The 20,941-nt window shown below is 62.7% G+C and carries 19 protein-coding genes; 11 read left to right on the forward strand and 8 right to left on the reverse strand.

Features of this window, described 5'->3' with window-relative positions:
• Nucleotides 1-748: 748 nt before the first annotated feature.
• Nucleotides 749-1,945 (reverse strand): dicarboxylate/amino acid:cation symporter, encoded by a 1,197-nt coding sequence (locus BSIN_RS14835; protein WP_173678691.1) that lies wholly within the window; start codon nt 1,943-1,945, stop codon nt 749-751.
• A 22-nt stretch (nt 1,946-1,967) separates the two neighbouring features.
• Complete coding sequence (locus BSIN_RS14840) at nt 1,968-2,630, reverse strand: GntR family transcriptional regulator (protein WP_059520737.1); 663 nt, start codon at nt 2,628-2,630, stop codon at nt 1,968-1,970.
• 160 nt (nt 2,631-2,790) lie between these two features.
• Here BSIN_RS14840 and BSIN_RS14845 point away from each other — a divergent pair, with 160 nt between their 5' ends.
• The 6 genes from BSIN_RS14845 (at nt 2,791) to BSIN_RS14870 (ending at nt 9,048) form a co-directional block, all read left to right on the forward strand.
• Nucleotides 2,791-3,279, forward strand: a complete 489-nt coding sequence (locus tag BSIN_RS14845) for a GNAT family N-acetyltransferase (RefSeq protein WP_069236486.1) — start codon at nt 2,791-2,793, stop codon at nt 3,277-3,279.
• Between the two features lie 238 nt (nt 3,280-3,517).
• The gene (locus BSIN_RS14850; RefSeq protein WP_231936050.1) at nt 3,518-4,288 is read left to right on the forward strand and encodes a MetQ/NlpA family ABC transporter substrate-binding protein; all 771 of its coding nucleotides are present in this window, start codon (nt 3,518-3,520) and stop codon (nt 4,286-4,288) included.
• Nucleotides 4,289-4,302: 14 nt separating this feature from the next.
• Nucleotides 4,303-5,697: an LLM class flavin-dependent oxidoreductase gene (locus BSIN_RS14855; protein WP_089341098.1), complete on the forward strand. Its 1,395-nt coding sequence runs from the start codon at nt 4,303-4,305 to the stop codon at nt 5,695-5,697.
• 20 nt (nt 5,698-5,717) lie between these two features.
• On the forward strand, nt 5,718-6,896 hold the full coding sequence (locus tag BSIN_RS14860; RefSeq protein WP_089341072.1) for a methionine ABC transporter ATP-binding protein: 1,179 nt from the start codon (nt 5,718-5,720) through the stop codon (nt 6,894-6,896).
• Entirely contained in the window at nt 6,889-7,545 is a 657-nt protein-coding gene (locus BSIN_RS14865) for a methionine ABC transporter permease (RefSeq protein ID WP_089341073.1), read from the forward strand. Before BSIN_RS14860 ends, BSIN_RS14865 begins: the two co-directional genes overlap by 8 nt.
• Nucleotides 7,546-7,845: 300 nt before the next feature.
• Nucleotides 7,846-9,048 (forward strand): acyl-CoA dehydrogenase family protein, encoded by a 1,203-nt coding sequence (locus BSIN_RS14870; RefSeq protein ID WP_089341074.1) that lies wholly within the window; start codon nt 7,846-7,848, stop codon nt 9,046-9,048.
• A 148-nt stretch (nt 9,049-9,196) separates the two neighbouring features.
• Here the strand turns inward: BSIN_RS14870 and BSIN_RS14875 are convergent, their stop codons facing one another.
• A complete protein-coding gene (locus BSIN_RS14875; RefSeq protein ID WP_173678692.1) occupies nt 9,197-9,940 on the reverse strand; it encodes a hypothetical protein in 744 nt (247 codons plus the stop codon).
• Nucleotides 9,941-10,156: 216 nt separating this feature from the next.
• Nucleotides 10,157-10,726, reverse strand: a complete 570-nt coding sequence (locus tag BSIN_RS14880) for a hypothetical protein (RefSeq protein WP_089341076.1) — start codon at nt 10,724-10,726, stop codon at nt 10,157-10,159.
• A gap of 337 nt (nt 10,727-11,063) precedes the next feature.
• On the opposite strand from BSIN_RS14880, the gene BSIN_RS14885 reads away from it, so the two are divergent.
• The 3 genes from BSIN_RS14885 (at nt 11,064) to BSIN_RS14900 (ending at nt 12,733) form a co-directional block, all read left to right on the forward strand.
• A complete protein-coding gene (locus BSIN_RS14885; protein WP_159935982.1) occupies nt 11,064-11,663 on the forward strand; it encodes a TetR/AcrR family transcriptional regulator in 600 nt (199 codons plus the stop codon).
• 205 nt (nt 11,664-11,868) lie between these two features.
• Complete coding sequence (locus BSIN_RS14895; protein ID WP_089341079.1) at nt 11,869-12,126, forward strand: hypothetical protein; 258 nt, start codon at nt 11,869-11,871, stop codon at nt 12,124-12,126.
• Nucleotides 12,127-12,295: 169 nt separating this feature from the next.
• Nucleotides 12,296-12,733, forward strand: a complete 438-nt coding sequence (locus tag BSIN_RS14900) for a DoxX family protein (RefSeq protein ID WP_059520712.1) — start codon at nt 12,296-12,298, stop codon at nt 12,731-12,733.
• A gap of 204 nt (nt 12,734-12,937) precedes the next feature.
• On the opposite strand, the gene BSIN_RS14905 is transcribed toward BSIN_RS14900, so the two are convergent.
• Nucleotides 12,938-14,404: a carbohydrate porin gene (locus tag BSIN_RS14905; RefSeq protein WP_089341080.1), complete on the reverse strand. Its 1,467-nt coding sequence runs from the start codon at nt 14,402-14,404 to the stop codon at nt 12,938-12,940.
• Between the two features lie 591 nt (nt 14,405-14,995).
• Between BSIN_RS14905 and BSIN_RS14910 the strand changes: the two genes are divergently transcribed.
• The gene (locus BSIN_RS14910; protein WP_089341081.1) at nt 14,996-16,384 is read left to right on the forward strand and encodes a protein kinase; all 1,389 of its coding nucleotides are present in this window, start codon (nt 14,996-14,998) and stop codon (nt 16,382-16,384) included.
• 49 nt (nt 16,385-16,433) lie between these two features.
• Here the strand turns inward: BSIN_RS14910 and BSIN_RS26795 are convergent, their stop codons facing one another.
• Complete coding sequence (locus BSIN_RS26795; protein ID WP_369828188.1) at nt 16,434-17,066, reverse strand: hypothetical protein; 633 nt, start codon at nt 17,064-17,066, stop codon at nt 16,434-16,436.
• 36 nt (nt 17,067-17,102) lie between these two features.
• Here BSIN_RS26795 and BSIN_RS14920 point away from each other — a divergent pair, with 36 nt between their 5' ends.
• On the forward strand, nt 17,103-18,176 hold the full coding sequence (locus BSIN_RS14920) for a DUF4917 family protein (protein ID WP_218192424.1): 1,074 nt from the start codon (nt 17,103-17,105) through the stop codon (nt 18,174-18,176).
• A gap of 174 nt (nt 18,177-18,350) precedes the next feature.
• On the opposite strand, the gene BSIN_RS14925 is transcribed toward BSIN_RS14920, so the two are convergent.
• Both BSIN_RS14925 and BSIN_RS14940 read right to left on the reverse strand, forming a co-directional pair.
• Complete coding sequence (locus BSIN_RS14925; protein WP_089341084.1) at nt 18,351-19,643, reverse strand: MFS transporter; 1,293 nt, start codon at nt 19,641-19,643, stop codon at nt 18,351-18,353.
• A 615-nt stretch (nt 19,644-20,258) separates the two neighbouring features.
• On the reverse strand, nt 20,259-20,849 hold the full coding sequence (locus BSIN_RS14940; RefSeq protein ID WP_089341086.1) for a class I SAM-dependent methyltransferase: 591 nt from the start codon (nt 20,847-20,849) through the stop codon (nt 20,259-20,261).
• Nucleotides 20,850-20,941 lie beyond the last annotated feature (92 nt).

The following is a 20,941-nucleotide window of genomic DNA, read 5'->3' on the forward strand; positions in this document are numbered from 1 at the left end:
TGCTGGAGTCGCAGTTGCAGGCCAATCAGTTGACAGGCGCGCAGGCCGTCTCGACGGTCAATCTGATTCGCGCGTTGGGCGGCGGGTGGGGCGAACCGGCCAAGATCGGCGCCGACGGCGTGAAGCAGCCGCAGGTGGCGGCGCGTTGAATCCGCAACGACGGTGAGCGTCCGGCCGATATCGAATACGCCGGGCGCGGCGCGCGATGACATTTTTCATCATCGCGCGTCCGAATCAAAGATAAAAGCGCGGCACAAACGTGGCCGAAAACCGCGATCCTCGAATTGGGGATCGTGACGGTGTGGCAGAGGACGCGGCGATTTCGTCGGAGGCCAAATCGTCGAGCGGAGAGCCTGATCGCCGCTACCGGCGGAGCCGAGGCCGATTCAGCCTGGCTCGGGTAGAGACGATCGAATAAAAAAAGCAGTCCCCGCGTGGGGCACGGAGACTGCTTAACCGTCTGCATCCGAGGGCCAAAAAACTTCGCAGACGGGATTGCAACCGCGCGAGCGATGCTTGAATGTACGATTGCCGCAGCAGTTGAACCTGCGCGACACATGCATCTATCAAGCAATGATGGCAACGCTCGCAAGAATTTCACCGCTTGAGCCATGCCCGGTACGCTTGCGCAGGGCACGGCTCATTTCAAGCATTTTATGCATCCGGCAGCGCGCTGCATCTTGTCGAAGCCGGTTTTGATTCGCATACGGTATCTTGCTGCAGTCCGTACCGTTTTGTACAGCTTAGTTCATGCGCGCGATGTGCGTGCCGTATCGGAAAGTACGGACGTTTCGCCGGATACGCGGCTCGCAAGCGTCGTGGCGGCCGTGCTCGCATAGACGTTCAGCGCCGTTCTGCCCATATCGAAGAACGCGTCGACGCCGAGAATCAGCAACACCGCGTCGGCCGGCAGCCCGATTGCCGCCAGGATAGCCGTGATCGCGACGATCGCGCCCGACGGGACGTTCGCCGCACCGTCGATCGTGATGATCGTCAGGACTGCGATCGTGATCATCAGCGGCCAGCTCCAGGCGAGGTGATACGCGTCCGCGAGGTAGCAGACCGCGAGCACGGTATAGAGCACCGCGCCGTCCCGGTTGAAAATATAGGACAGCGGCAATACGGTCGATGCGACCGCCGGCGGCACGCCCATTTCCGTCAGCTTTTTCAGATGTACCGGAAACGTGATTTCGGACGAGCGCGTCGTAAACGCCAGAATCAATGGTTCGCTGACCTGACGGATCACGGCGCGCGGCGACCGTCCGCCGAGTTTGATGACGGCCGTGAGCCCGATCGCGAGCAATGCCATTCCCAAATACGCAATGCCGAGCAGCTTCGCGAGCGGTGCCATCGCCGAGAGCCCTTTCGATGCGAGAAGCCCGGCGATCGCGGCGAAGATGGCGATCGGCGACAGCGATACGACCCATTCCGTCAGCTTGAAGAACGCGGCGAGCATCGATTCGCAGACGGCGACGAACGGCCCCGCGCGATCTTCGACGGCCGCGAGCGCGGAGCCGAGCAACACGCCGAACACGAGCACCGGCAGCGAGTTGCCGGCCGCGAGCGCGCCGACGATATTTTGCGGGATCAGATCGGTCAGGAACTTCATCCAGTCGATGCCGGAGGCGAGGTTTGCCGGCATCGACGCCGTTTGCGCGAGGCTTGCGCCCAGGCCAGGCCTGAACGCCGCGTTGAGCGCGACGCCCAGCGCGGCGGCGAGTGCCGTCATCGCGATGAAGAACACGAGGCTGAGCGCGGTGGTCCGGCCGAGCCGGCCGCGCTGTGTACCCGCGCGAAATGCGCCGAGCGTCACCGACAGCAGGATCAACGGCAGCACGACCATCTTGATTGCATGGCCGAACAGCGTCGAGAGAAACGAAAGATCCTTGCTGGCGGCCGGTGCGAGCAGGCCGAAAACGGCGCCGAGCACGAGGCCCAGGATCATTTGCAGCGGCAGCGGAACGATTTTACTGGGCATTATGGTCGTTTTGAGCGCGTATCAGTCGGATTCTATCTGGCGTGCCGTCGATCACGTGTTGCCACATCAGGCGACGAGCGGCTTCGGCATCGCGTGCATGGATGGCGATGTAGATCTCCAGATGCTCGCGCGTGCCGCGCCGCACGGTTGTCGAATCGTCGCGCGGCAGTTCGTTGAGCGCATGGGTTTGCGCGCGCAGCAGGCGGTAAGTCGACCACAGCCGGTCGTTGCGTGCGGCCTTGAAGATCTCGTCGTGAAAGACCCAGCCGACTTTCTGCTCGGTCATGATATCGGCATTGTTTTCGTCGATGAAGCGCCGCATCTGCTCGGATGCGCGCGTCATTCGCTCGGTCGGCCCGTTCTGTGCGGCGAGATACGTGGCCGTGCTTTCGAGCGCGAGACGGAATTCGTAAATTTCGCGAAGATCGTCGCGCGTTGGTTCGTTGATGTACGTGCCGCTTTTGTCGATGATATTGACGAGCCCCTCCGACGCGAGCAATTGCAACGCACTGCGTACCGGCATTTGGCCGACGCCAAGTTCGTGCGCGAGACCGCGGTGGGAGATTTTCTGCCCCGGCGAGAGTCGGCCGTCGAATATTCTCGACCGGATTGCGTCGTAGGCGCTGCCCGTATCAGAAGAGATTTTCTCCATCATCATTATCTGTGATTGCAGTTTATATGGTTGGATTCAAAACGCGAGCTGCATGGAGTTAGATTAGCTGTATCCTCAGAAGTGAACAACAACTATTTTTTTGCGGACAAATCGTTTTACCGAATTAAAATGAGCGCGTTCTATTTTCTAGATGTCGCTGATGTCCTCTGACCTATCTCGCCATTCTCTCGCCGCGGTATCCGCCGAATCGGTATGGCCGCTCAGGGCCAAGGTTCTTTTGGATGGGGACGAGAACGCGAGCCGCTTTGCCGCCGATAGCGACAACGCGACGTTGCATCTTGCAATCAGCGTGTCCGGTGAGATCGTCGCGGTTTCGACGATCTGCCGCGAAGCTTTCCACGACATTGGTTCAGACCGTGCATGGCGGCTGCGAGGCGTTGCAGTCGAGTCCGCTTGGCAGGGGCACGGTTTCGGCAAACGCTTGATGAACGCGTGCATCGATCATGCCCGCCGGAATGGCGGCAAGGTCGTTTGGTGTACCGCCCGTGAATCGGCACGCGGGTTTTATGAGTCGCTCGGTTTTGTTGCATCGGAACAATCGTTGATGATCGCGGCGCGGCCGGACATGGCGTTTTACGAAATGCGCCTGCTGTTGCCCCAAGCCGGGCGCCTCGACGCGGCCCGGTAGACTCTTTTTCCGTCTTCTATATCGTCTGCCGCGATTTACTTTGCGAAATCGCTTCGTAGACCGTCCCCGCATGCGGTTCTATTATCGACCGCAGTTCATCTCCGCATGAAGCCGCCGCACTGGCGCGCGTTCCCCGGCACCGTTCGTTTGCGAATCCCGAAAGAGAGCACTCCATACCATGCTGTTTTGCCTGTCATTTGCGCGCGCTGCCCGGCGCGCTTCGCGTGTTTTCGCGGCTATGTTCGCGACCGTTGTGTTCGCCGCACCACTTGCACACGGTGAGACCGCGACGCTGAAAGTCGGCACCGCGACGAGTCCGCAGATCGAAGCGTTGAAGATTGCCGCGCGGGAGGCGAAAGCGCAGGGGCTCGACGTGAAAATCATCGAATTCACCGATTGGAACACACCGAACGCCGCGCTCGCGAACGGGGACATCGACGTCAATTACTTCCAGCACATCCCATTTCTCGAGAACGCGAAGAAGCAAGGCGGCTACGACTTCGTTGCGATCGCGCCGGGCACGATCATGAAAATCGGCCTCTATTCGAAGAAAGTCAAAAGCTTCGACCAGCTAAAGGATGGTGCGACGGTTGCGATTGCGAACGATCCCGTCAACGGCGGCCGCGGTCTGTTGCTGCTGCAACGCGCGGGCCTTATCAAGCTGACGCCGGGCGTTGATTATCGTGCAACGACGCGCGATATCGTTTCTAATCCGAAACATCTGAAAATTGTCCAACTCGAGGCGTCGCAGCTTGCGCGCTCGCTCGACGACGTCGATCTCGCGCAAGGCTATCCGAGCTTCATCAAACTCGCGGGCACCGCCGATCCGAACAGCGCACTGTTGTTCGACGGCCTGGAGAACAAGCTGTTCGCGCTCCAATGGGTGGTTCGGGCGCAGAGCGTCAACGATCCGCGCATCCGCAAGTTCATCTCCATCTATCAGCATTCGCAAGCAGTCCGCAAGGCACTCGACAATGCATTCGGCACGCTATACGCCGTTGCGTGGTGACGCGGGAGCGTGCAATGACGAAGAAAATTCTGCTGAACGCGTTCAACATGAATTGCGTCGGCCATATCAATCATGGCCTGTGGACGCATCCCCGCGACCGCTCCGCGCACTATACCGATCTCGATTACTGGGCCGACCTCGCGCGCACGCTCGAGCGCGGCAAGTTCGACGGGATTTTTCTTGCGGATATCGTCGGCGTGTACGACGTGTACGGAGGCAGCCCCGATATTTCGTTGCGCGAATCGATCCAGGTGCCTGTCAACGATCCGATGCTGCTCGTGCCGGCGATGGCGCAGGTCACGCAGCATCTCGGCTTCGGCGTGACCGCGAATCTCACTTATGAGCCGCCATACCTGTTCGCGCGGCGGATGTCGACGCTCGATCATCTGACGAAGGGGCGCATCGGCTGGAATATCGTCACCGGCTATCTTGACAGCGCGGCGCGCGGGATGGGGCTCGCGAAGCAGATCGAGCACGACGATCGTTATGCGCGCGCCGACGATTACATGGATGTCGTCTATAAGCTATGGGAGCAGAGCTGGGACGACGATGCGGTGATCCGCGACGCGCGCTCGCGTGTGTTCGCGCAGCCGAACAAGGTGCGGCGTGTGCGCCACGACGGACCGTACTATTCGATCGATGCGATTCATCTGAGCGAGCCGTCGATGCAGCGGACGCCAGTGCTGTATCAGGCGGGCGCGTCGGCGCGCGGCGTCGAATTTGCCGCGAAGCATGCCGAATGCGTATTCGTGAACGGGCAGAGCAAGGCAACCGCGCGCTCGGCCGTGGCGGACATTCGTACGGCAGCCGAGCGGATCGGCCGGGACCCGGCATCGATCAAGATCTTCGCGGGGATTTCCGTCGTCACGGCCGAGAACGAGCGGCTCGCCCGCGAGAAATTCGATGAATATCGGCGCTATGCGAATCCGGAAGCGGGGCTCGCGCATTTCGCCAGTTCGACCGGCATCGATTTTGCGCGCTACGGCCTCGATGAGCCGATCGCACATATGAAGACCGATTCGATTCAATCGGCGCTCGACGCGATCTCGAAGAAGAGTGCCACCGGGGCGTGGACCGTGCGGCGCATGCTCGATCAAATGTCGATCGGCGGACGCTATCACCCGGTCGTCGGCTCGCCGTCGCAGGTTGCGGACGAACTGGCCGCGTGGATCGACGAGACGGGTATCGACGGCTTCAATCTGACGCGCACGGTGATGCCCGAATCGTTCGAGGATTTCGTCAATTGGGTTGTGCCGGAACTGCAGAATCGCGGACTGTATAAAGAGGACTACGACGCTTCCGCGCCGACGCTGCGCGGCAAGCTGTTCGGCTCGGGCGCACGGCTGCCGGACTGGCATGCGGGCGCGCGGCATCGGCCCGGCCGCGCGTATGCGGCCGAAAGAGCGTAATGCATCCAGGAGGTGAGCCGATGCCACAACTGATCGATTCGCTAGGCTTCATCGAACGTTCGGCGGCCGCGCGATACGATGCGGCGCCTGCCGCAGTGGGCGCGGGCACGTTGCTGCCGGAGGCGGCCGTGTCGTTCGAACATGCAAGCAAAGTATTCCAGGGTGCGCAAGGGCCGGCGGCGGCGCTGCGCGACGTCACGCTCGAGGTCGCGCGAGGCAGCGTGTTCGGGGTGATCGGCCGAAGCGGGGCGGGTAAATCGACGCTGCTGCGTCTCATCAACGGCCTCGAGCGACCGTCGTCGGGTGCGGTGCATGTGAGTGGCGTCGATGTCGGGGCGCTCGATGAGCGCGGGCTCGTCGCGTTGCGGCGCCGGATCGGCATGGTGTTTCAGCACTTCAACTTGTTGTCCGCGAAAACAGTTGCCGAGAACATCGGATTGCCATTGAAGATCGCAGGCGTGCCGAGGGCGCAGCGGGCGCGCAAGGTTGATGCGCTGCTCGACCTGGTAGGCCTCGCGGCGAAGCGCGAGGCTTATCCGGCAAGCCTGTCGGGCGGCCAGAAGCAGCGCGTGGGGATCGCTCGCGCGCTCGTGCACGATCCGGATCTGCTGTTGTGCGATGAGGCGACGTCCGCGCTCGATCCCGAGACCACGCAGTCGATTCTCGCGCTGTTGGCAAGCATCAATCGCCGGCTCGGACTTACGATCGTATTGATCACGCACGAGATGGAAGTGATTCGCGCGATATGCGATACGGTTGCGGTGATCGAGCACGGCGAACTGGTCGAGACGGGGCCGGTATGGCGGGTGTTCGGTGATCCTCAACATGGCGCGACGCGCGCGCTGCTGCGCACGGTCGTACACGATCTGCCGGCCGATCTTGCCGCGCGCGTGCGTCCTCTCGCGCTTGGCGCGGTGCTGCCGCAGGGCGCGCAGCTTCTGCTCGACGTCCGTTATACGGGCGCGGACGGCGGCGAGCCGGATCTCGGCGCGCTGACGAGCGCGCTGGCCGCCGGCTCACAACAGGCCGTGCGTTTCGTGCATGGCGGACTCGATCGGATTCAGGGGCGCGCGCAAGGACGGCTCGTGATCGCCGCATCGCTGGCCGTGGATGGTGCGGTGGGGCCGGAGCGGATCGCGGCCGCGCTGGCCGGCGCACGGCGGCACGCGAGCCGCGTGGAGGTGCTGGGCTATGTCTGAACTTTGGTTTCCTGAACTTGGGGATGCGATTCGCGACACGCTCTGGATGGTCGGAGCGTCGGCATTTGTCGCCGCGCTGATTGGCGTGCCGCTCGCGCTCGTGCTGGTCACGAGCGCGCCGGGCGGCATCTATGAGCGGCGTGCGTTGAACGCAGCGCTCGGTTCGCTCGTCAACGCGTTTCGTTCAACTCCGTTCATCATTTTGCTCGTGGCGCTGCTGCCTTTTACGCGTTGGGTGATCGGCACGACGATCGGCGTTTGGGCGGCGGTCGTCCCATTGTCGATCGCGGCGATTCCGTTTTTCGCGCGCATTGCCGAAGTGAGCCTGCGCGAAGTCGATAAGGGGCTGCTCGAGGCCGCGCAGGCGATGGGCGCCGAGCGGCGCCATATCGTTTGGCACGTATTGCTGCCGGAAGCGCTGCCGGGAATCATCGGCGGCTTCACGATCACGGTCGTCGCGTTGATCGGCTCGACGGCGATGGCGGGCGCGGTCGGCGCGGGCGGGCTCGGCGATTTGGCGATCCGCTATGGCTATCAGCGTTTCGATACGACCGTGATGACAACGGTCATCGTCATCTTGATCGCGCTCGTCACCGCAGTGCAATTCACGGGCGACCGGATCGTGCGGCGGCTGACCACGCGCAGGTGAGTGCGAGACCAAGTGGAGACGTTGCGTGCCGTCGGCGTTTGCGAGGATGCGTGAGGCCAGGTTGGGCGACATCGGAAAGATCCCGAAAAAGCTCACCATCGGGAAGGGTGGATTGCATCGGACCCGCGAGATTGGCCGCGGGTTCGCGTCAGCCGCAGCCTGCCGGATGTATCCGGATACGGCCGTGCACATATCGTGCGTCGCACAGCGCAGCAGGTAGCAGTTTCGCGCCGCCGTGTCGTTCGCTGGCGCTCCGTTCGTTACCGGCGACAGCCTGCTCCTTACCACAGAAACTTCCGTATGAATGATCCAAGAAGTCTGCCCGCCTTTTCCACCGGAACGCAAATCGTGCCGCGCACGGTGGCCGAGTTGGCCGACATGCTGCGCGCAAGCGCACCCGAACGTGACCGCGCGGGCGGCCATGCGGCGCGCGAAAAGCGTTGGATTGCCGATGCAGGGTTGCTCACGCTCGCGGTGCCACGCGAATTCGGTGGTCAGGAGGCCGAATGGCCGCTGATCTATCAAACGATTCGCGCGCTCGCGCGCGCGGACAGCGCGCTTGCCCACTTGCTCGGCTTTCAATATCTGCAGACCGTCAGCGTGGATGTCTGGGGCAATGCCGCACAGCGCGAGCGCTATTTGCGCGGCACGGTCGAACATAACTGGTGGTGGGGCAATGCGGTCAATCCCCTCGATACGCGGCTTGCCGCGCACGCAGCTAGCGACGGCGGCTATTGGCTCGATGGCGTCAAAGGCTTTTGCTCGGGTACGCGCGGCTCGCAGCAGATGACGGTGTCTGCGCACGATCCGTCAACGGGCAAGCCGATCTTCGCGGTCGTGCCGACCGATCGGGACGGAATTGTGGTGCACGACGATTGGGATCCGATCGGCCAGCGGCAGACCGATAGCGGTAGTGTGTCGTTCGAGCGGGTGCGGGTCGAGCCGCAAGAAGTGTTGCATCGATCCGAAGCGCCGCCGACGCCGCGGGCGACGTTGCGCACGCTCGTATCGCAACTCGTGTTGACGAATCTTTTCGTCGGCATCGCGCAGGGCGCGCTTGCCGAGGCGCGCGATTACGTGCAGCGGGCCGGGCGGCCATGGGTGCAGTCCGGTGTGGAAAGGGCGGTCGATGATCCTTACACGCTGCAGCGTTTTGGCGATATGCGGGTGCACGCGGTGAGCGCCGAGGCACTGGCCGATCGCGCTGCGCAGGCGTTACAGGCCGCATGGGCGCTCAAGGATGCATTGACGGCCGAAGGCCGCGCGCAAACGGCGCTGGCGATATCGGAGGCGAAGATCGTCGCCCAGCGTGCCGCGCTCGAGGTCGGCGAGGCTTTGTTCGATGCGTGCGGCGCGCGCGCGAGCGCCGCATCACTTGCGTTCGATCGTTTCTGGCGCAATGCGCGCACGCATACGTTGCATGATCCGCTCGACTACCGGCTGCGCGACGTCGGCCGTTATGCGTTGACGGGAGCGCTGCCGGAGGCGTCGCTGTATACGTGAGCGTAACCGTGATCGAGGCCGGCGAGCTACGTGCCGCGGTTCGAAGCAAGCGGGCCGGCACAGCGTGCCGGCGCGTCAGGTATGCGCTTGTGCGCCGCCCTGCCGGGGCGGTGCCCGGTTCGACGTCGGCTGACGCATGGGCACGGGTTCATTCGACCGAGCGGCTCGTTACGAAGCGTGACGCGAATGCTTCGAACGCATCGACGTCCGCGCCTGGTATGGGGGCCGGCGTATCGTTCGGGCTGGGGGCGCCCATCTGAACCAGTTGGCAGTCGATCAGATGCCGTGCGCTCGGAAACTTAGACATCCTGGGCATGCGGTAGCGCAGCCTGAACAGCCTGGGCAGCACGCCGGGCGGTTTGCGCAGATCGTCGATCTTCTGTACCGTCGCATCGAACCAGAAACGCGACCACGCCGCTTGCTTGTCGCTGCGCGGCGCGGCGATGAACTCCGCCAGCACGAGCAGAATGTATGGAATGTCGCGCTGCGCGAGCGTCGGCCATGCCCATAGCTTCAATACGTCCGCATGCTCGATCGCGTGCGTGAAGCGCGCGATGCCGAAAGCCGAGGCCGTTTGCCGAATCGTGTGCAGATGCCGTTGCCACGACTGGAAAAAGGTCGCGCGCTGACGCCGGCCGCGTTCGTCGAGCGGCGGGCCGACCTGGGCGGCAAGCGGATTCGGTAGCGTGACATTGACGAGCGGGCAGCGCGCATGATTGCCGGTCAGGTGCGCGAAGCGGCGTGTGTGCGAACGGCCGCGCAATTGCACGATGTAGACGGCCTCCAGGCAGAGCGGACAGCGCGCCCACCCGTGCGGGACGGGATCCATTCGACAGAAATCGTCGATATGGATCAAGCGATCCTCGACCGGGTGCAGCGCATATTCGAGCATCGGCCGTGCTTTCATATCGGTGCCGGTTGGACCGGTGCGCGGCGCGGCGCATCAACGCACGCGCCGCCGATCGGCCGCGACGATCAACGGGTTATCAACGGGATCAGCCAAGGTCGGTAGTATCCCTAATCAGACACGCACTATATGACAGCTTGATGTGCATGAGCTGACGTTTCGTTTTCGCGGCACGGCGCGCCGCCGACGAATACCGCCAATTCAGCGATCGGCGCCGAGTGACGCGCGCAGCGTATCCATGAGCCGCTGATAACGCGCTCGGATTTCGTCGCACGATGCGATGTTCTCGCTCGAGAATCGCTCGGACCACGCGGGCTGCCACGGATGTGCGCCGTGGCTGATCCGGTCGCCGTCGGCGCTCGTGATCGTCGATTTGATCCGCGCGTCGCGGCCCGCGCCGGAATGCGTGTCGAACAGCGCGTCGAGATAGGCTTGATACGCGCGGTAGACGTCATCGCCAAACAGATGGCGGTAGACGTGGATCGTTTGATCCAGTTCGCGCTTCGTGCGGATCACTTCGTCGGGCGTGATGTCCTTCCACGGGCCGACCCACGTGTAGAAACATAGCAGGCGATTGAGGTGCGGCGCGATGGTGTCGTAGATCGCGAGCCGTTTTTCGATCAGCTTTTGATTCGTCCACTGAACAAATTCGAGCTGTTTGAGCCGGCGGCTGATGACCCAGCCGAGCGCGGTGACGGACAACGGCGTCAGGATCTCGACGCCGAGCTTGAGGACTTCCAGCGAATTCCATGGATTGTCCGGTGCCGGCATGCGTGCTCCTGGTCGAAAGGCCCACTATAGTCGATTCGGATTGGCCGTTGCGATGCGTTTTTTACGGCGGCTGAATCCCGTGCATCTTCTGACGCGTCGAGCGATAAACGGGCCGCGTCGCCCGTCATGTGTTGTGGCTGCGGGCTCATGTGCGTCTGTCGTTCAATGGACTGTTGCGGCAAGCGGATACGCCCGCCCATCATCAGATCGGCCGTTCAATCGATTGGCATAGCTGGCCGAACATTGAATCTGCCCGCCGATAAGTTAAATGCCGGATTGCGTCGGCTGCGCGCGCGTATGGGAAAATCCCGAGCCGTGTCTTTTTTATGGTTCCACCATGCTGACCCCTGCCCGTACACCCGCCAGGAAGCGCGCTTCGCGCGGCACGCTCGGCAAGGAAGACTGGATTGCTGCCGCGACCGATCTGCTGATCGATGGGAGTGTGGAGGCGATACGGGTCGAATCCTTGGCCAAGCGGCTGCGCATTACCACCGGCAGCTTTTACTATCATTTCAAGGATCGCGACGACCTGCTGGCACAAGTGCTCGAGAATTGGCGCGAATGGGCGACCGCCCAGACCATTCGTCAACTGCAAGTGGGGCAGGCCGATCCTCGCCGAGTCATCGAGAACATGCTCGAATTGCCGTTTCATGGTTCGTCCGCGCGGCGTGCATCGATGATCGAACTTTCGGTGCGGATTTGGGCGAGGCAGGACGAAAGCGTTCAGCGCGTCGTCGACGCTGTCGACAAACAGCGCTTGGCTTACGCGCAGCGGTGTTTCATGGCATTGGGGGCGACGCCGTCGAAGGCGCGAGGCAAGGCATTCGCAACGTACAGTTATTTGATTTCACAGTCGATGCTGTGGCATATCGGCGACGCGGCATATAAGAAAAAGATGCGCGAGTACATGCGTGAGGTCCTGCTCGGCGACATTTGACGGCTGAGCCCGGTAGGGCGGCGGTGTGGTGCTGTCTGTTGCAAGGCGAGGAGAAACTTGTCGAGATGAGCAACGGCGGCATTTGCGACGCCTCGCACGAGTGCGAAGTGCGAAGTGCGAAGTGCGAGTATCGATTGATCGAGGCCTGGCGGCTCGCGTTCGCAGATCGACTCGGTTATTTCGCGCCCGTTGAGGCAGCGCCAACATGATCGTGATGGCGCGCAACTCGTTCGAGGTTGCGCCGAGCGCTCAACCGCGTCACGGCTTTGATGCACGCAACCGGCGCATTGACCTGAAGAATTTCGAGTTCGCCGGCGATCGCTGGCTGGCTGCGCTGTTCGTGAACATCGAGCGGCACGAGTACGAGCAGCCGCTTCTTTTTGCCGTGCGTCGACCCATCGATAGCAGCGCCGGCCGAGCCGCGCCCGCAAGCGGGCGCGATATCCGGCACGCTTCAGTATGAGCGCGGGTGTAACGCGTTGATATGAAAGGGGTTTGGCTCCGGGTGCAAAGTTTTGCTACAACCTTTTGCTTGGAGTGGCCGCCAAGACCTCCTATTCTGGCGCATTTACGAGATAACAGGCCGCCACGCCAATGCGCGGCTGCATCGATTGGCCACGAGGAGGTCACGCATGACGCGTTCCGTCGATTCCGGCATCATTTTTGTCGCGCGTTTGTTGCTTGCGTTGCTGTTTCTGTGGGGCGGCGCGACGAAACTGCTGGGCTATGGCGAGTTCGCCGGTTATTTGCGGGGGCTTGGCGTGCCGTATGGGCAGATCGTCGCGCCTGCGGTTGTTGCGCTCGAGGGGCTGTCCGGGCTGCTGCTCGTCGTGGGCTACAAGGTGAAGCCGCTGGCGCTGGTGCTGGCGTTCTACACGATCGCGACCGCGTTGGTTGCGCACAATTTCTGGGATGCGACCGATCCTGTGCTGCAACACGACATGGTCATCCACTTCTGGAAGAACGTCGCGATTGCCGGCGGTTTCCTGCTGCTGTTCGTGACGGGCGCGGGCGGTGCGAGTATCGACGGCTTGCGGCGGCCGTCGTCGCCTTATGGCCATTTGAGGTAATGCGCCCGATCCGGGGGCGGGCGATTGGGATGGGCGGCGCGCGCCGTGGCGAATGCGAGCCTGGTGCGGCGCGCGGGCGGCGCAAGCAGGGTGCAACGCATCGTTGAATCTCCTGATTGGCGCGGTGGCTTCGCGCGCTGCCGCATCGAACGTCAATCTTCAAATTGGAAAACGGCCGGCGGTTAATGGCCGACGCGCTCGTGCTTAGAACGCGATGTTGGTGCGCAGTCCGACGACGAACGTGTTGCGCAGCGGCTGCGCAGGATCGGCCGGGTTCTGGCCCGCGCCCGCGTTGAACGTGTATTGCGCATCTGCCTGCAATTGCCACCACGGCGTGAGTTGATACTGATACGTCGCCTCGAGCGCCGTTTCGCTCGTGCGCACGCCGTAAGGGCCGCCGGTGAAGCGCCGAAAGTCCTGATCGAGCGCGCTCGCGTGCGAGCCGACCTTGATGTACGTGACGGCGAGCCCGGCGCTATCGTTATCGCGGCCTTCGAACGGCGCTTTCAGCACGATGCCCGCGTTGGCGGCCACGCTGACGAGGTTGCGCTCGCCGGGCGCGGCCATCACGCGCGCGAATACGCCGAGGCTTTTCGCGCCGGCGGGATCGGGGCGCCATATCATCTGGTCGGCGACCGCGTAGACGCTGTAATTGCCGTGATGCGGGCGCGCTACGCCTGTGGATGCCGGATCTGCAAGCGACAGGCCGGCGTTGTCGGTCTGCTGGTCGGCGAAGCGGCCGTTGTGATACCAAACCCCGATCTTGTACGTGCCAGGCAGCCCGCCCGGTTTGCCGGTATCCATTTCGCCGTCGGCCGGCTGGTTCAGCGCATATTGCAACTCGCCGATGAACAGCGTGCTGTTGTGCAGGTTGAAGTTCGTGCCGCTCAGGTTGTTCGGGTTGTTGCCGAGCGGATCGCCGTCGAACACGCCCGCGAGCGCGGTGAGCGACGGCGTGATCTTGCCGCGCAAGCGCACGCCGAGCGCCGACAGCGGATATGCGGGGCCGCCGTTGGGCATGTCGTATGACGGCAGCGCGGGCCAGCCGAACATCGTGTTGACGAACGTCTGCGCGTACTGGCTGACGATGAATTCCTGATCGAGACTTTGCTGGCCGATCTTCACGTCGACGCGCTGGCCGAGAAACGATTGCTGATACCACAGTTCCCAGAGGCGCGTCGTGTCCTGCGCCTCGATGCCGCTCGCGGTGTTCAGCGTGCCGAGGTTGGATTGGCTGAGGTTGCGGCCGTGAATTTGCAGCGCGCTCGCGTTGAGCGTGCCGCCGGGCAGGCCGAACGCCTTTTGCGTATCCACGGTGAAGGTCGCGGTCGTGAGGCCGTCGTAGGTGCCGCCGCGGTGCAGGCCGCCACGCAGGTTCGCCAGATATTCGCCGGTTTCCTGCAGGCCCAGCGTGATCCCATATTTGCCCAGCCAGGGGCGCAGCCCGCCGATGTCGCCGAGCAGCGTCTGGCGCGTCCATATGCCCGTCCATTGGGTCGCCGGCTTCGCGCTGATCGCCAGATCAGCCTCGGGCGCTTCGGGCTGCGCGTCCGGCGACGTGGCGGCAAACGCGGCCGAGCTGAACAGCCATGCGCACACGGCGGCCGCGCGGCGAGCGGTTGAGCGGGGGCGATGGTGCGTGAAGCGCCCGGCGGGCAACGCGAATAGCATGACGTTTCTTCCTCTTCGTCCTTTTGATCGTGCGAGCGGCGCGCGGCCGCGCGATGCGCGACGCAGGGTCGGCAATACGCGGAAAACGGCCGTGGTGCGCGCGCATCGTATGCAGGGTCGATATTGATGTCAATAAAAATGAGAATGATTCTCGTACATATTGCTTTCGGCAATGATATTTCTTACAAATCAAATGCTTGACGGTCAAAAGCGAAAGTGAAATGAAATATTCGAGGTAACAAAAGGGGGGAGGTGAGGCGGGATGATGCGTTCGACGAAGCAAGCGCGGCCGGTTCAGCGGCGACGCCAATCGTTTCGAATGCGGTGATCGCGGTGGCGCCACACCGCATTGCGCCACTGCTCCACTGGAGCGGATGCCCGCCGGCCGGGCGCGCATCACGTCTACGGATTGGCGCTGCAACATGTCAGCCCGTCGCCGCGATTCGGCGGCGAGTGGGTGCTATGAGGCCGCTTCAGACGCCGACCACGGCAGTACCTGAGAAAATGGGCGGTTGGTTGTCCGAAAGTGATCCCAGTAGAATCGGCGCGGTGGGTTCAACCCGCATTGGCAACCGAATACGGCTTTTCACTGTGATCACCACTCTCGAGCAACTGCAGGCTGGACAACTGTTGGGTGCGAGGCGGCTCAAGCTCGCTTGCGGGCTGACCGAATTTCCGCGCGAGATATTCGATCTTGCCGACACGCTGGAGATCCTCGATCTATCCGGCAATGCGTTGTCGACCCTGCCCGACGATTTGCCCCAGCTGCGCAAATTGCGCATCCTCTTTGCGTCCGACAACCGGTTCACGGCGTTGCCCGACGTACTCGGCGCATGCACGCAGTTGAGCATGATCGGATTCAAGGCGAATCGCATCCGCGAAGTCTCGGGTCGAGCGCTTGCGCGCCAGCTTCGCTGGCTGATCCTCACGGACAACGAACTGGAAGCGCTGCCAGCGGAAATCGGCCACTGTGCGTTGCTGCAGAAATTGATGCTCGCAGGTAACCGGTTGCGCGAATTGCCGGACGAGATGTCCGCATGCACGCGGCTCGAACTCGTGCGCCTGTCCGCTAACCGGCTAAACGCGCTGCCTGAATGGCTGATGCGCTTGCCGCGTCTCGCGTGGCTCGCGTATGCGGGCAATCCGCTTGGTCAGGCGCTGGAAAAGGCGGCGTCGCACGATGCGTCGATTGCCGATATCCATTGGAATGCGCTGACGCTGGAGCAGAAGCTGGGTGAAGGCGCGTCGGGCGTCATTTACCGGGCGACGCTGCTGCATGGCGGCGGCTCCGCGCCGCGGCCGGTCGCGGTCAAGCTTTTCAAGGGCGCGGTGACGAGCGACGGCCTGCCGGATTGCGAAATGGCCGCTTGTATGCGCGCCGGCAGTCATCCGCATCTGATTCCGGTGATCGGCAAGGTAACAGGCCATCCAGCCGATGCGCACGGCTTGGTGATGGAGCTGATCGATCCGGCATTCGCCAATCTTGCCGCGCCGCCGAGCCTGGAATCCTGCACGCGCGATCTTTATGCGGCCGACATGCGATTCGATCCGGCCACGGTGTTCGAGATCGCGCACGGCATTGCTTCGGCCGCCTGCCATCTGCATCGGCGAGGCATCATGCATGGCGACCTGTATGCGCACAACATCCTGCATGGCGGCGCGGGGCATGCGCTATTGGGCGATTTCGGCGCGGCGTCCTTTTATGACGCCGATGACCGGGAACTCGGGCTGGCGCTGCAACGGCTGGAGGTTCGGGCGTTCGGCTACCTGCTCGACGAACTGATCGAGCGGTGCGACGCCGTCCGTGCGGGCGACATGGGCGAACTCGACGCACTCGTTGCGGCGAGCTTGAACGAAGACGCGCAGCGCCGGCCGCCGTTCGATGCGATCGTGCGTGCGTTGCTGGATTGGAAGAACGCGCGGTTGCCGGCGCGCAGCAACGGCCGCGCCGACGCAGCCGCGCGCCCGCAGCCGCGATGAAGTCATGGCGCGACGGCGTTCGCCTGGCCGCGCTTACTTCGATTTCATCTCATTTCTCGCACTGCACGTCCTGTTTGCGCACGGCGATGATCGCCGGGTATGTGCCGTGGTCGAGATCGACACGCGCGACCACGGCGATCGTATCGTTGTCGATCACGTCGTACACGCTGACGCGTTCGCGCCGAAAGGTCGTAATGCCGGTGCAGGCCGACGCGCGGCCTTCATCGGAAACCCGGCATTGGAGCGGATTGTCCGCCAGGTAGCGATATTGATCCTTGAAGCGGCTCGCGAAGTATTCGTGAACGCTTCGCGCGGCGCCGCCGACGCCGGTGACATAACCGATCGCGCACGGCAGATCGGCGGTGCTGTCACCGGAAGTATCGGCCAGCGCGGTTGCGCTGGCGGTGGCGATGGCGGTGGCAAATATCGAAACGAGGAAGGATTTCATGACGCGATTACGGTTGTCGTGGCGCAGTGCTGGATTGTAGGGGATCTGGCGGATCGACGAGCGTCGCATTGGAGCGAGACCGGGCGCTTGTCGCGGCTCGTCGGCGGGCTTTCGGCATGCCGTATCGGCATTGCTTGCGGGCGGCGGATGATGCTCGATAGTTATGCCGTATTCAAACAGGCGGATATTTTTGTCGAATGAACTATTCGACCGGATTGAATAAACCGAAAACATCAGCGTGAGCTATGATCCATTTTGCTTGAGCGATGAGTGGGGCCGGGCTCGGGATCTGCGGTAGAAAATGCTCTATTTTTGCGTCTAATTATTTTGCGTGCGATGAAAAATAAAATATACGAATGGGCCGATATCCGTGATGACTTCAAGGAAATTTTGATCGTCGGGAATGGGGGAAGCATTGCCGTTCACGAGGGGTTTCGTTATTCGTCGCTATTCGAGACGGCAAAAAAACATGGGTATATATCGGAAGGCGTGCGTGATGTGTTTAATCATTTCGAAACGAACGATTTCGAATTTGTGCTCAGGCGTCTTTGGCATGCGAAGCTCGTCAGCGATGCGCTCAAATTGGAGAGCGAAAGAATATCGGAGGCTTATGAACTCGTTCGCGGCGCACTGATCAAGACGATCGCGCATGTTCATGTCGCTTATGAGGATGCCGAACCTCATCTCGGCGCCATTGCGCGCTTCATGTCCGGCTTCCGGACTGTCGCGTCGTTGAATTACGATCTGATCGTATATTGGGCAGCGATGGTCGGAAACGACGAGATCGCCGGGCATCAATTCAAGGACGGCTTTGTCGAACACGATGGCACGGCGTTCACGTCCAATTGGCGGCGCTTGCAAGTGCCGCGCGGCGGACGGAATACAACGATGTTTTTCTATCCGCATGGCAATCTCGTTTTGAGCCGGCGATCGCGCGACGAGGAGCGGAAGATTCGCGCGCGAGCCGGGAACGATCTGCTCAACTCGGTATTGACCGCATGGGAGACGGGGCAGGGCATGCCTCTTTTCGTTTGCGAAGGCGTAAGCGAGCACAAGATGCGCGCTATTTCCGCTTCGGTCTATCTCCAACAAGTGTTCCGCGAAGTGCTATATCAGCCGGAGGCCGTGGTGGCAATTTACGGCTGGAGCATGAATAAGCAAGAGGAACACATCATCAGGCAACTGGACGCGTGCAAGCCGGCCAGGGTTGCGGTTTCGGTGCGCAACGGCAATCAACAGTACATTCAACACGCCTATGAAATCTTCTCGAAAATGGGCGTGGCCGATATTCGATTTTTTGATTCGGCGAGCGCCGGTGCGTGGAATGTTCCCGAGCAATCTTAGGATAACGATGGCCGGGCGCGCCCGGCCGATGTGGTACGTTGCGTCGGCTGGCGGCTTAACGGAATAAGCGGGCGCCGGGCGGTGCGCCAGCCGGCCGAACCCGAAGATGGCGGCGTAAGCCGCGCGCGCGTGGCACCGCGGCGGCGTGCAGCCACCTTCCGCCATTTCACGCGTCTATTGCGCGTCTTTCGCGAACAACACGGCTACCGCGCCGAGCACGCAGATCGCCGCGACATACCACGCGGGCGCGAGCGGATTCGACTTCATCAGCAGCGACACGATGACGGGCGTCATGCCGCCGAACACCGCATACGAGACGTTGTACGAGAACGAGATGCCCGAGAACCGCACGACCGCCGGGAAACTCTTCACCATCACGAACGGCACCGCGCCGATCGTGCCGACGACGAAGCCCACGAGCGCATAGAACGGCACGAGCCGCGTCGCATCGGCCGCGAGCTGGCCGAACAGCGCGTAATAGCAGAAGGCGAGCGCGAGACCGCCGATCGACAGCACCGCCTTCGCGCCGAACCGGTCGGCGAGCGAGCCTGCGCTAACGCAGCCGGCCACCAGACACAGCGTCGCGACGCTGCTGGCGAACAGCGCATCCGCGGGCGCAATGTGAAACTGCTTTTGAATGAGCGTCGGCGTCATCAGAATCACGACGACGATTGCCGCGGACAGCATCCACGTCAGCAGCATCGACACGATCACCGCGCGGCCGTGATCGCGCAGTACCGCCTTCAGCGGAATCTCGGCCGCGAGCGTCTTTCTGGCCTTCATCTCGGCAAACACCGGCGTTTCGTGCAGCCAGCGGCGCAGATAGACGGAGAAGAGGCCGAACACGCCGCCGAGCAGGAACGGCACACGCCATGCGAACGCGCTGACTTCGGCCGGCGAGAAGTGGCGGTTGACGGTGGTGGCAACGAGCGAGCCGAGCAGAATGCCGGCGGTCAGGCCGGAAGTGAGCGTGCCGCACGCGTAGCCGATCCGCTGCGGCGGCACGTGTTCGGAGACGAACACCCACGCGCCCGGCACTTCGCCGCCGACGGCCGCGCCTTGCAACAAGCGGAACAACAGTAGCGCGAGCGGCGCGGCCAGACCGATGCTGTCGTAGGTCGGCAGCAGGCCCATCAGCAGGGTCGGCACCGACATCAACAGCACGCTCAGCGTGAACATCCGCTTGCGGCCGACGAGATCGCCGAAGTGCGCCATCACGACGCCGCCGAGCGGCCGCGCGAGATAGCCGGCGGCGAAGATGCCGAACGTCTGCAACTGGCGCAGCCAATCGGGGATGTCGTGCGGAAAGAAGAGCTGGCCGATCGTAGGCGCGAAGAACACGAAGATGATGAAGTCGTAGAACTCGAGTGCGCCGCCCAGTGCGGCGAGGCTCAGGGTTTTATAGTCGCTGCGCGTGAGGGCACGCGGGGCGGCGCTCGAAACGGCGCTCAGGTCAGATGCAGGCATGGTTGGGCGATCAGGATTCGAATGATTGTGTACCGCGCGGACCGTAGCCCGGCGGCGGGTCTTGTCGTCGGACAGACAGTGCAACGCGCGGGATGGCGCACGGGACACGAACCGCGCGACGCTGGATGGGCGCCGCGCGGAGACGAACTGACGCAATGCCGGCGATTCTACAGGACGGCGGCGCGTGCGAATGCGGCGGTGCGGCAAACGCGGTGCGCCCGCGTCCCTACCGCTTCAATTCGACATCGGTGGAGAGTCTTTCCGGTGCGAATGCGCTCACTTGGCTGACGAAAGGCAAGAGCAAACGATCGGTGGCCCAGTTGCTGGCGGCGGCGCTACGATCGTTCGCTTGCGGCGGGCGTCATCGGGGATCGTAGTCACTCTCGCCGCGGAATGAGCATGGGAACCACAGCGCTGATGGGTTGTTCATCCGGCGCCTGGAACAATAGCAGCCGACCGGCATTGCGCCGGCACACGATCGCTAACGAAATACGACGCGTCGGCCAGCGCTGTGAACTCGCCGTCCCGATGCGCGCCGAACGCGGCCGGGACGCCGGCATCGTTGTCGTGCGGCGCAGGACGGGGAAGCGTCATATCGCGGCGAGTCCGCATCCATTACCGCCGCCGTGCGACAAGCCGATGCACCCGCTTGCCGGAAGACCGGTTGACTGCTTCGGCATCGAGCAGGAATTCGGCATCGCCAAGGCCCTCCCTGACCCGCGCCGCGTCGAACTTCGCATAGAGGCGGCCAGCGGCATCGCGGGTGGAAGCCGACTCCGCGACTCGCCAGCTCAGATACAACGTTCCCGCCGGCCTGAGCAGTTCGAACAGACGCACACAGGCCCCGGCAACCTCCTCAGGCGGCAAATGCATGAGCACGGTTTCGCACAGCACGTTGTCATACTTGTCTTCGCCGATGGCCTCCAGCGCGGGCAGCGCGGCGCGCTTGAAAACCAGCGACGGGAAGGCGTTCGCGGCTTGCGCCAGCAGCCCTTCGGCTGCGTCGTAGCCTACCGCGGGAAAGCCGTGATCGTTTAGCCACGCGACGTCGCGACCGGTGCCGCAACCGATGTCCGCCGTTTTGCCGCCTAGGGTGAAATAGCGCTGCAGGAGCGCGTACATGTCAGCCGGCGGGGGCTGGTCGCGCCACTCGGCCGCAAATCGGCTCGCGCCGCTCGAATAGGCTTCGATGGTCTGTTCGTCCATAGTCAATGCCTCCGATCAACAGGTGACGATGCCGGCCCGGTACGCGGTTGGATGCCGGATGGCGCGCTCGGCCGCGTGGCCGTGATCATGGC

This window comes from Burkholderia singularis, from assembly GCF_900176645.1.
GTDB lineage: Bacteria > Pseudomonadota > Gammaproteobacteria > Burkholderiales > Burkholderiaceae > Burkholderia > Burkholderia singularis.